The organism is Alteromonas sp. CyTr2, from assembly GCF_947311905.1.
In the GTDB taxonomy this organism is placed as follows: Bacteria; Pseudomonadota; Gammaproteobacteria; order Enterobacterales; family Alteromonadaceae; genus Alteromonas; species Alteromonas macleodii.
In genome coordinates this window covers 66,179-77,500 of sequence record NZ_CAMZMZ010000019.1, presented here as the reverse complement: position 1 = coordinate 77,500, position 11,322 = coordinate 66,179, and the positions used below count along the sequence as shown (strand labels likewise).

At 44.6% G+C, this 11,322-nt stretch carries 13 protein-coding genes and 1 rRNA gene (1 of these 14 running past the window's edge); 4 read left to right on the top strand and 10 right to left on the bottom strand.

Annotation, left to right across the window (positions count from 1 at the left end; all coding sequences use genetic code 11):
* Both QME20_RS11730 and QME20_RS11725 read right to left on the bottom strand, forming a co-directional pair.
* Positions 1-259, bottom strand: a 16S ribosomal RNA gene (locus QME20_RS11730); it reaches 1,274 nt to the left of the window's first position.
* A 366-nt stretch (positions 260-625) separates the two neighbouring features.
* Positions 626-1,537, bottom strand: a complete 912-nt coding sequence (locus QME20_RS11725) for a UDP-N-acetylglucosamine 2-epimerase (RefSeq protein WP_239217968.1) — start codon at positions 1,535-1,537, stop codon at positions 626-628.
* Between the two features lie 343 nt (positions 1,538-1,880).
* Here QME20_RS11725 and QME20_RS11720 point away from each other — a divergent pair, with 343 nt between their 5' ends.
* The gene (locus QME20_RS11720; RefSeq protein ID WP_014947739.1) at positions 1,881-2,423 is read left to right on the top strand and encodes a gamma carbonic anhydrase family protein; all 543 of its coding nucleotides are present in this window, start codon (positions 1,881-1,883) and stop codon (positions 2,421-2,423) included.
* On the opposite strand, the gene aroE is transcribed toward QME20_RS11720, so the two are convergent.
* A complete protein-coding gene (aroE, locus tag QME20_RS11715; RefSeq protein ID WP_039222347.1) occupies positions 2,420-3,259 on the bottom strand; it encodes a shikimate dehydrogenase in 840 nt (279 codons plus the stop codon). The two genes, QME20_RS11720 and aroE, sit on opposite strands and share 4 nt — an antisense overlap.
* Between aroE and QME20_RS11710 the strand changes: the two genes are divergently transcribed.
* Positions 3,258-3,689 (top strand): group II truncated hemoglobin, encoded by a 432-nt coding sequence (locus QME20_RS11710; RefSeq protein ID WP_049586347.1) that lies wholly within the window; start codon positions 3,258-3,260, stop codon positions 3,687-3,689. The genes aroE and QME20_RS11710 overlap by 2 nt on opposite strands.
* Positions 3,690-3,813: 124 nt before the next feature.
* On the opposite strand, the gene QME20_RS11705 is transcribed toward QME20_RS11710, so the two are convergent.
* The 7 genes from QME20_RS11705 to QME20_RS11675 form a co-directional block, all read right to left on the bottom strand.
* Positions 3,814-4,494, bottom strand: coding sequence for an OmpW family outer membrane protein (locus QME20_RS11705; RefSeq protein WP_049586348.1), 681 nt, complete (start codon positions 4,492-4,494; stop codon positions 3,814-3,816).
* A gap of 234 nt (positions 4,495-4,728) precedes the next feature.
* Entirely contained in the window at positions 4,729-5,661 is a 933-nt protein-coding gene (hemF, locus tag QME20_RS11700; RefSeq protein ID WP_239217957.1) for an oxygen-dependent coproporphyrinogen oxidase, read from the bottom strand.
* Complete coding sequence (locus tag QME20_RS11695; protein WP_239217955.1) at positions 5,658-6,263, bottom strand: Sua5/YciO/YrdC/YwlC family protein; 606 nt, start codon at positions 6,261-6,263, stop codon at positions 5,658-5,660. Before QME20_RS11695 ends, hemF begins: the two co-directional genes overlap by 4 nt.
* A gap of 45 nt (positions 6,264-6,308) precedes the next feature.
* Positions 6,309-6,851 carry a topoisomerase DNA-binding C4 zinc finger domain-containing protein gene (locus QME20_RS11690; protein ID WP_281715969.1) on the bottom strand — a complete coding sequence of 181 codons (543 nt, stop codon included), beginning with the start codon at positions 6,849-6,851 and terminating at the stop codon, positions 6,309-6,311.
* Positions 6,852-6,936: 85 nt separating this feature from the next.
* A complete protein-coding gene (locus QME20_RS11685) occupies positions 6,937-7,413 on the bottom strand; it encodes a DUF494 family protein (RefSeq protein ID WP_014947732.1) in 477 nt (158 codons plus the stop codon).
* A gap of 1 nt (position 7,414) precedes the next feature.
* Positions 7,415-8,524, bottom strand: a complete 1,110-nt coding sequence (gene dprA / locus QME20_RS11680; RefSeq protein ID WP_014975255.1) for a DNA-processing protein DprA — start codon at positions 8,522-8,524, stop codon at positions 7,415-7,417.
* 39 nt (positions 8,525-8,563) lie between these two features.
* A complete protein-coding gene (locus tag QME20_RS11675) occupies positions 8,564-9,646 on the bottom strand; it encodes a LysM domain-containing protein (protein WP_281715970.1) in 1,083 nt (360 codons plus the stop codon).
* 207 nt (positions 9,647-9,853) lie between these two features.
* Between QME20_RS11675 and def the strand changes: the two genes are divergently transcribed.
* Both def and fmt read left to right on the top strand, forming a co-directional pair.
* Positions 9,854-10,363 (top strand): peptide deformylase, encoded by a 510-nt coding sequence (gene def, locus QME20_RS11670; RefSeq protein WP_239217951.1) that lies wholly within the window; start codon positions 9,854-9,856, stop codon positions 10,361-10,363.
* A gap of 8 nt (positions 10,364-10,371) precedes the next feature.
* A complete protein-coding gene (gene fmt, locus QME20_RS11665; protein ID WP_039228916.1) occupies positions 10,372-11,322 on the top strand; it encodes a methionyl-tRNA formyltransferase in 951 nt (316 codons plus the stop codon).

Sequence of the window (11,322 nt, the reverse complement as noted above, 5' to 3'; positions counted from 1 at the left end):
GCCTTTACCTTACCAACTAGCTAATCTCACTTGGGCCTCTCTTTGCGCCGGAGCCTAAGCCCCGTTTGGTCCGTAGACATTATGCGGTATTAGCAGTCGTTTCCAACTGTTATCCCCCTCGCAAAGGCAAGTTCCCAAGCATTACTCACCCGTCCGCCACTCGTCATCTTCTAGCAAGCTAGAAATGTTACCGTTCGACTTGCATGTGTTAGGCCTGCCGCCAGCGTTCAATCTGAGCCATGATCAAACTCTTCAATTAAATATATCGAAATATGAATCGTCGTTGTGACACTCTTAACGAGTGCCCACACAGATTGTCTTGTCTAAATTTTTAAAGAACATTCACTAGAAACCGTTGTTTTTTAGTGACTCACCCTGCTCGAGTGAGGTGCGCATTATACGCTGGAAGTTTTCGTTGTCAACACTTTTTGAAAATTTATTTTCTGAAGCGTTTCTTCTAAACTCCCGTCTTTACTGGCCTATAAAGGTAGTAGAGACTTACTTCAAGAGGCTTGCTGTTTTGCTTTTCCCCCGAAGCGGATGCGCATTTTAGGGAAATGAGCGCTCACGTCAACACTTATTTTAAAAAAAGTGTCATATTCGTTTTGAACGCTCAAAATACCAACTATTTCCAGTATTTCAGCTTATTCCTTAACCTGAACTTGCGCCACAGGTTAAGCGGCTTAGCTTTTATCTTACCTTTATAGTTACTATCAAAGTCATCGACTGCATCTAAAATACGTTCGCAATTACGTCCATCTCTATAGGCTTCATGATAATGGGCAAAGTCATTAACCTCTTTCATTAATGATGCTGGTCGCGTTAATGCAGTTTCAATGGCGTTTTCTACTTCGCTTACTTCTGTGACATTAAGTAAATGTTGTCCGGGGTTTGTATTGCGATAAGTGACAACAGGTTTGTTCATCATCATAAACTCTAAAATTATAGAGCTGCTGTCACACAACATGACATCTGATTGCTGAAAGTCTTCAAGACGCACATTATCAACAAAGGTAACGTTACTATTTTCATCTGCCAGCGCACGATATCTATTTAATAGTGCTTGATCGTTGAGTTTAGGATGAAATGTTAAACGCCAATTCCATTTCTTTTCTTTCACTAACCTACTTATTGTGTCGACAAGTACAGGAGCAGAGGTAATGCCTTTAGAAAAAGTGGTGGCGTAGAGAATAGTGGGAACATCGTTTTCCTTCTTATATGAAGAAAAGTAGTCATCCACTTTCGCCCAACCTGTTTGATACACTTTAAAAAACTGATGCTTTGCTTCAAGCTGCTTAAAATACTCTGTGCTACTTGGCCCCTGAGTACAGTACATATCAAACCACCCGCGAATAGAGAAGTGATCATCTGTAGCGCTACTCTTCTCCCCCCGCTTGCCAATCGGGTAACCGTGAAATACTGATACCTTTATACCTGGCAAAAAGTGATAGATGATATTTCCACACGCAAATATGGCTAAGGGGTTGTATTCAATAACATCATTAATAGTATGAAGGCGAATTTCATCAGGCTTCAATAGATCGGGACATTCTCCTTCCAAAAACCACGCTACTTCGTCACCTCTAGCCCTAATGGCCTCTTGTAGTGGTCTATAAATAGGATACGCATAGGAAAGGGCAGTGAAAAATACATAGCGCTTGGGCATTACAACGTCTCGATAAATTCTATTAGCAAACTACATTATCATTTTTCTCTTTGTGATTTACTACCCTCCTCTTCGCGTGTTGCAACGTAGGATAGTTATCTGATGCTTAAAGCATTACAGGTAGGCTCTGTAACCACCCTACTAGTACCAACTCATCGGCATTGCTGTTAGAGTTTGCGTAATTCACTTTCTGCGCAATTTATATGAGTGTGTAATGCATAAATCGATTGATAGTTTTAAAGGTGTTTCTCCTACATTAGGAAAGAATGTCTATGTTGATGGCTCGGCAAGAATCGTCGGTGATGTAGTTTTAGAAGATGATGCGAGTATTTGGCCGCTGGTTGCAGCTCGTGGCGACGTGAACAAAATTCGTATTGGTGCCCGTTCTAATATTCAAGATGGCAGTGTTTTACACGTTACCCGTAAATCTGAGAAAAACCCCAATGGCTTCCCACTTATTATTGGTGAGGACGTTACCGTTGGGCATAAGTGTATGCTGCACGGCTGCCAGTTGGGTAATCGAATTCTCGTTGGCATGGGCGCTATTGTAATGGATGGTGTTGTTGTTGAAGACGATGTGTTTATTGGTGCAGGTACATTAGTACCGCCGAACAAAAGGTTAGAAAGCGGATTTCTTTACGTGGGAAACCCCATGCAAAAGAAAAGGCCGCTCAACGACGCCGAAATGGCATTCCTGAAACAATCTGCCGTTAACTATGTTGTATTGAAAGATGAGTACCTTGAAGAAGCGAACTAGTTTCGCTTCTCACCTTGCTCAACGATAGCCCTGACACGTTTTACAATATCTGAAGTATCGGGGCGCTTTTGTGTCCATATGTAGAAAGCTTCAGCCGCTTGCTCAACCAGCATCCCTAATCCATCTATTTGCGTTTTGACACCAAGTTCGGCCGCATCTCTCATAAAGCGCGTGGGTGAGTTTTTATAAACCATGTCGTACACCACTTCACAATTTTGTAAAACACCATCATTTAAACGGCACGGCAATTCATTGCTTAAACTGGCGGCTGTTGAATTAATAATAATATGAGGCGCAACATCTGCGATATCCTCAAGCGCGACCACCTGCACTTTAGCGTTAGAGGCAGCATTTACTACTTCCTCAGCTTTTGCTTTGGTTCTATTTGCAATGGTTAAAGAAGCGGCCCCTGCTTTTATTAACGGGGAGATTACGCCACGGGCTGCGCCGCCGGCACCAATAAGCAACACGCGCTTACCCTTAATTTCCACACCGCTGTTAAGCAAGTCGTTTACCAGCCCTACACCATCAGTGTTGTATCCCCACACTTCACCGCTGTCACCATTCATTAGCGTATTAACAGCTTGTGCATCTTTGGCTGCTTGGTCATCTACCTTTGCCAAGTTGAATGCATCAAGCTTAAAAGGCATAGTGACGTTACAACCTACCGCGCCTTCCTGAGCTAAAAACGCGTTGGCGGCATCTACAAAACCATCTACTGGCGCAAGTATCTTTTCATAAGAAATCTTTTCTCCCACTTGTTCAGCAAACATTTGATGGATAGTTGGTGATAAACTCTGTGCAATAGGATTTCCGAATACAGCGAATTTTTTCATGGGAATACGAGACTTATTTAATATAAAGAAGAAAAGCGATAATCGTGCTTCGCAGAGTACACCATATGAACGTATAGGTGGAGAGGAGAAAGTACGGGAATTAGCAAATACGTTTTACGACATAATGGAAACCGATCCACTCGCCAATGAACTGCTAGCTATTCACCCCCAGCCATTTGACAGAATTCGCCACGTGTTCTTTCTCTATTTAAGTTTATGGCTTGGTGGTCCTGATGATTACCAGCAGCAGTATGGCCACCCGCGTCTGCGTGCACGCCACCTACCTTATACCGTAACACCAGAGTTAAAAGCGCAGTGGATGTATTGCATGCGAAAAGCCATGTTTAAAACGGTTGAAGATATCGCCTTAGCTCAACAGTTGATAGACGCACTTGATCAACTCGCCAATCACATGGTGAATACAAAATAAAAAAGCGCGTTGAAAGGATTAACCTTTTAACGCGCAACTCCCCTGTTACTGTCTACGCTCTTTATGGCGCATAAAGTAGTGCAATTGTGAAAGCCTAATAGTTAATAAGGCGTAGAACTAATAATTAGAATGTGTAACCCACCGATAAGGTATACACCCAAGGATCTATTTCAATATCACTTACCTTTCCAGCAGCATCACCCACTTTGAAGGTTGCTTCGGTATCTATATCAATGAATCGAACCGATGCATTAACATGCCATTTGGTATCAATTTGGTAATCCATTCCCACCTGTGCTGACAAGCCAAATGAATTATCAAGCGAAAGGTCGCTTAAGCCAGCTGTTTCATTTGCACCTGTAAACTCTTCATCAAAGATAAAGGTATAGTTGATACCAGCACCAATGTACGGCTGAAACGCAGAGCTGGCATCATTAAAATAGTAGTTTGCGGTAAGCGTAGGTGGAAGGTGCGTGACTTCTCCAAGCTGGTTACCCGTCCCTAACGGGTCAGCAACAGAAAAATTCACGTCGTGCTTAAACGGCGTTGCGGCAAGCAGCTCAATATTAATGTTATCAGTAATAAAGTACGCTACGTTTAGACCTAGCTGAGTATCGTTATCGATATTAAGGGCAACGCCAAGATCAGTTCCACCCGCGACGATGTTAGAGGTAGATTCGTCAGGAGCAACGGTAGTAAGACCGCCACGAACAATCCAGTCGCCCTGCTGGTGAGCGCTAGCTAAAGGTGAGAGTGCAGCAAGAGTAAAGCAAAGTGCAGATGCAGAAAAAAAGTGTTTGCGCATGATGTGTCTCTTTTGTGTTTAACTAAGATGGCGATACTTTACGCCTGTGGTTAAGAGAAACATTGATCCAGCGCAAGTTTGATAACTCACTGAAACACAGATGATATTCCACCTTGATGTAGATCAAAAAAAACGCCGCATTAACGTTAATACGGCGTTTTTTAGTCATTAAAGATGAAAGCTGCTATCGGCGGTCCGCGTAAGGATTTAAGCGGAGCCTTATTTAATAATTAATCACCAATCAGTAGGTTTTAACCAGTCTGTCAGCTTGGCTTCGGCGCTACCCGGTGCAGGTGTATAACAATACTCCCAGCGCGCGAGCGGCGGCATCGACATTAGAATTGATTCCGTACGCCCGCCGGTTTGCAATCCAAATAAAGTGCCCCGGTCAAATACAAGGTTAAACTCAACGTAGCGGCCCCGGCGATAAAGTTGGAAATCACGCTCTCTTTCGCCGAAATCGGTTTGCTTACGACGTTCAACAATAGGAACGTAAGCATCGATGAAGCCATTACCAACAGCCTGCATAAATGCAAATGACTGTTCAAAGCCCCATTCATTCAGGTCGTCGAAGAACAAACCGCCCACTCCGCGAGTTTCATTGCGATGCTTTAAGTAAAAGTAGTCGTCGCACCACTTTTTGTACTTAGGGTAGACATCATTGCCAAATGGTTTGCACAGCTTCTTTGCAGTGTCATGCCAATGCAAAACGTCATCTTTAAACGGATAAAATGGCGTCAAGTCGAAGCCGCCGCCAAACCACCAGATAGGTGCTTCGCCCTCTTTTTCTGCAATAAAAAAGCGAACATTAGCATGTGACGTTGGGATGTACGGGTTATGTGGATGAATAACGAGTGATACACCCATTGCTTGAAAGTTTCTTCCCGCAAGCTCAGGGCGATTAGCCGTTGCTGAAGCAGGCATTTGACTACCAAACACATGAGAAAAGTTAACGCCGCCTTGTTCAATCACCGCACCATTTTTTAGTACTCGAGAGCGGCCACCGCCACCCTCTTCTCGCTGCCAGCTGTCTTCAACAAACTGGCCCTTACCATCGGCAAGTTCAAGGGTTTGGCAAATGGTGTCTTGCAGCCGTAGTAAATAGCTTTTTACTTGTTCTATTACTTCAGCGGCATTTTTACCGTCCAGTAATTCTGCTGATGTCATGCTCTTATTACCTCTGCTGTGTCACCATCGCGAATGGTACTGGGTTTAGTTGCACCGCCTACTTCCCCTTCGACATAGAAGACGGAATCAGCGAATACGGCTTTTGCCTCTTCAGTGGTGATGGCTGGCGGTTGGCCGGTCAGGTTAGCGCTTGTAGAAACTAACGGTTTACCTAACTTGTTGCACAATTCCACTACTACAGGGTGATTAGTTACGCGCACCGCTATTTTACTATGCTTGCCGGTTAACCAAACTGGCGCAGATGACGACTTAGGTAATAGCCAAGTATTAGGGCCTGGCCAGCTCGAAAAAATATCGGTGCGTCTGTCAGGGCGAATGGCGTTATCGTTAACATAAGGCAGTAGCTGACTGTAGTTTGCTGCAATCAAGATCACGCCCTTTTCTACCGGTCGCTGTTTTATCTCTAACAGCGCATTTACAGCGGCTTCATTGTCGGGGTCACATCCGATGCCCATTACCGCTTCGGTTGGATAAACGATTAAACTGCCAGCTTGGAATGCGGATACAACAGGGTCTACTTCAGGTGAGTTAGCCTCAACGGGGGTAAACGTGTTTACGTTCCCATTTTGGATATCAGACATGGTTTTAATCTCTACGTATAGTTCTTCGTTTAGTTGTTCGTATAATTACTTTTTAAAGCCACAACTAGGCTGAGGACACTGTAACTGCCCCTTTTTATCTATCAATACTCCCCAACCGCAGTTTGGGCAGCTTTCATTAACCGGCGTGAAATTTAGCACATATCGACATTGTGGATAATGGTTGCACGCAAAAAACTGTTTGCCGTATTTGTTAGTACGCGAGATTAGATGCCCTTTCTTACACTTTGGACAATCCACCAAAGTATCTTCTTTTTCTTTAATGGGCTCTATGTGATGGCATGAAGGAAAATTGATACAGCCGATAAACATGCCAAACCGCCCTTTCTTTATGGCTAAGTCGGATGCGCATTCAGGGCAGGCTACACCGTCTAAGGTTTTCAGTATGGTGGTTTGTTTATCGTGAAGTGGCTTACTAAAGCTACATTCCGGATAGCCCGTACACCCGATAAAAGGGCCAGATTTACTGTTCTTTATATGAAGAGGTTTACCGCACTCGGGGCAATCTCCGAAATTATCATCGAGAGCATGCTCGTGCGCTGAAAAGAGTGAATGGTCTATTTTAGACATGTATTGGACGTTAAGGCCTTAAACGCGCTGCAATTTCACAGCGCATTTTTAAGTAAAGATTCAAATACCAGTGACTACAACTGCATTAATGCAGAACACCATCTGGCTCTTCGAACAAAAGATCTTCCATTTGTGCGTAGGCTTTCTCTTTGCCAGGTACGTTGAATAGTACCATTAGCACAACCCACTTCAGGTCTTCCAAGCAAAATTCATTGGAATCAATTTCCATAACGCGATCTATAACCATTTCGCGTGTGGAGGCATCCAACACATTAACCTGTTCTAAGAACATAAGAAAACCGCGACATTCCACATCTAAACGCATTTGTTCTTCATGCGTGTAAATACGGCTTAAGCTAGTGCTAATACCCTTGCAAAAGTACGGTTTGATGTCCGTCTCTTGCAGTGCCGCTAACTTTTCTAACCATGCGAGGGCTTTATAAATCTCATCGTGATGAAATCCTGCGCGCACAAGCTCTTCCGTTAACTCGTCTTGGTCAACACGAATTTCCGTTTCACTGTGAATGAAGTTTTCAAACAGATACATGAGGATATCGAACATATTATTTTCCCCTCAATTTAACGTAACCACCAGGGACAGCGGCCACTAAACCACGCAACTCATATTCTAATAATGATGCCATTGCTTGCGATACAGATATGGCATTGCGCTGGGCTATGACATCAATAGCGGTGATGTCATAATCCACACTAGCTAATAATTTATCGGTTGCCAAGCTATTCGCTGTACTTTTTTCGTTTTGCTCGTCAACATTCAAGCCTAGTTGTTCAGGCTGAACGCCAACTTCATCGAGAATATCGCTTATATTTGTTACTAATTTGGCGCCCTGTTGGATTAACCAGTGGCAACCTTCAGCGTAAGCGTTAGCGATATTGCCTGGCACAGCGAATACTTCTCGCCCCATATCTGCGGCCAAATTCGCAGTTATCAAGGTGCCACTCTTAATTTTTGCCTCTACCACTAAGGTTCCAAGGGATAACGCTGCGATAATTCGATTTCGCCTTGGAAAATGCCAAGGCTTAGGTCCCTGCCCCGGAAAAAACTCTGTAACGGTGACACCTCCGTCATTGTTGATAGCTTCATAGAGCTTACTATTTTTAGCCGGATATACCTTTTCAGGTCCCGTACCCATTACCGCAATGGTTCCGGTGCTACCAGACAGGGCGCCTTGGTGTGCGGCGCTATCAATGCCCATGGCAAGGCCGCTCGTCACTACAACTCCGCTACTAGATAACCCATAAGCAATGTCGGTTGCGGTACGCTTACCCTGAAGGCTGGCCCTTCTGCTTCCCACTATAGCAATCTGTGGTTTTTGAAATAGCGCTTTGTTTCCCGTGGCAAATAGCGCGAGGGGCGGACTATCCAATTGCTTAAGTAATTCTGGATAGTGAGGCGATGACAACGGCACGATGTGTCTATTGTCGCTCGCTTGCAGCCAGTTTATTGCTGCATCAATAAGAGGCGGTGAAATGTTGTTGGTGAGTTGTTTAACCTCGTTAGGCAGCGAAGACGTGTTGCTGCCTAAATCGACAGTAGAAAGTTGATATTTTTCGAGAGCCTGTAGCCATAGTTTAGGTGAAACACGCTGAGCGGAAGCCAGCGCTATCCATGCTAATGTTTCGCTGTCTAACTGAGAAGATTGTGGTGCCATTATCGCTCCTAATGCGAGCGACAATGAACCATGCAACGCTTAGGGCTTTGCGACAATAAAGCCGCGCTTTATCCCTTTGTTCGCTCGCGTTATTAATCCGTAACTTGCCGCATCAAATGTTTTAAACACAACAACTTCACCTACTTTAAGCGCGGGTTGCGATACTGTATCGATAAACCACTCACCACCAGTGTTAGCGCCGGGTTCATCTACATAGCGTGGACTTTCTTCGTCAATAATGGCTGGACCTTGTGAGTAAAGCCCCAGGACCGTACCTGGCGCTACTTCCATACTGCCTAAATCAAGAATGACAACGTCGTATTTGCCAAGTAAATCGTGATCATGCAAATCTCCAACTATTGCGCCTCGCTGCGAAGTAGCCGGAACAAGTTCAAAGCCTTCAGGATGTTCAAATCCACCCGCCATTAACTTATCACCGCGCGTAGCTTCTTGGTTCGCATCGTCGATGAAAAGTAACATCGTGTTGCTACCTTCATCTGTCTCCACTAGTGAAGCTGTTGAAACATGGGTAACTTGAATACCAAGGATTTCCCCATCAAGATTTCTAATCGTAGCGTGCTTTCTTACTACTCTGTACTGATCGTCGGTACTGAATTGTTGCTGGCTTAACACAAAATCATCAGACGCAAACCTTACGTTTCCATCCTGATTACCCAGCAATTTAGGTAGCGAAGCATAGCTTTCCTCGTCTAGCAGCATATGTTGTCTAATGAATGGAGAGATAGTTGTCCACGACAACACATCAACAGGCTTCGGTTTTACTCGCTTATCGGTAGCCGGAGAAAGCTTATAGGAAGGTTTGTCGCGCTTTACACTTAATACAGGCTGCCCATCAACATACCCAACGACGATAACATCGCCCGGGTAAATAAGGTGTGGATTGTCGATTTGGGTGTTGGTTCGCCATAATTCAGGCCAGAGCCAAGGCTCATTGAGAAAAACGTTAGCGATTGCCCATAGCGTGTCCCCACGCTTTACTGTGTAGGTTTCTGGCGCGCTCTCTTTTAGCTGCAGCGCAAAGGTAGGCAAAGAAAGCAGTGCACCTAAGATAAACAATGCTGCACGACGCGCGTAAATCAATCGCTTTTTCAAATTAACCACCTGCAAATTATTCACTGTCACTTATTGTTGATTTTTCAGACAATAGCACTATATCGGCATAACTAGGTATTCTAATAGGGTTTCGGTAAAAAACTGCACGAAACAGCCCGATATACGTTAGAATAGTAACTTAATAAGCACTGTAAAGTGTGCTGGCAATTAGATCGTATATGAATTTATACAGCGAAAAGGTGAAGTAAGCGAGAAATGGCAATTTTAGACGTATTAAGTTTTCCTGATGAACGTCTTCGCACGGTAGCTAAGCCGGTTGAAGAGGTTAACGACGAAATTAAACAATTGGTATCGGACATGTTCGAAACCATGAAAGACGAGAACGGTATTGGCCTTGCTGCAACGCAAGTTAACCGCCACGTTCAAGTTGTTGTAATGGACGTATCGGAAGATCAAAACGAGCCACGCGTATTTATTAACCCTGAAATCATTCGTAGAGATGGCTCCACGATTAGCGAAGAAGGCTGTTTATCAGTGCCGGGTAATTACGCGAAAGTTGAGCGCGCCGAATCAATTACCGTAAAAGCGCTAGATCAGAATGGCGAAAGCTTTGAGTTGGATGCAGAAGGTTTGTTAGCGATTTGTATCCAGCACGAGTTGGATCATCTAAAAGGCAAATTGTTTATTGATTACCTTTCACCGCTTAAGCGCCAACGTATTCGTAAAAAGCTTGAGAAAGAAGCGCGTCTTGCTGCAAAAGCCTAAGGAATAACGTGACAACTCCATTGAAAGTGATTTTTGCCGGTACTCCGGATTTTGCAGCTAAACATCTATCAGCGTTACTCGAGAGCGAGCACGAAGTCATTGCTGTTTACACTCAGCCTGATAGACCCGCAGGGCGAGGTAAAAAGCTTACCGCCAGTCCGGTTAAAGTATTAGCAGAAGAAAACGCCATTCCAGTTTACCAGCCTCAGTCGCTTAAAGCTCAAGACGCTCAGGAAGAATTAGCCTCGCTCAATGCCGATTTAATGGTAGTTGTTGCTTACGGACTGATACTGCCTACCGCGGTGTTAAATGCACCTAAGCTAGGGTGCATTAACGTGCACGGCTCTATTCTGCCTAAGTGGCGAGGCGCGGCACCAATACAGCGTTCAATCTGGGCGGGTGACGCTGAGACCGGCGTAACTATAATGCAAATGGACGAAGGTTTAGATACGGGTGACATGCTTCACATAGCAACATTGCCTATTACCTCTGAAGATACCAGCGCCACCTTATATGAAAAGCTAGCAGAGCTAGGACCACAAGCGTTGGTTGAGGTCGTTAATGAATTTGATCGTTACACGCCCACCAAACAAGACGACTCTCAAGCGACCTACGCGAAAAAGCTATCAAAAGAAGAAGCCCTGATTAATTGGGCAGACGATGCTGAGCAAATAGAGCGAAATATCCGCGCCTTCAACCCTTGGCCTGTAGCGTGGATGCAGGTCGAAGATCAGAACGTTAAAGTATGGTCTGCCAGCGTTGTTCCTTTAAATAAAGGTGCCACGCCAGGTACGGTAATCAGTGCTAATAAAGAGGGCATTACTATCGCTACGGGGCGCGATGCGCTTTGCATTACATCTCTTCAAATTCCTGGCAAAAAGGCGCTTCCAGCGTCAGACGTTATCAATGCTCGCCAAACGTGGTTTGAAGTGGGCCGTTGTCTGACACAAGCGGACTAA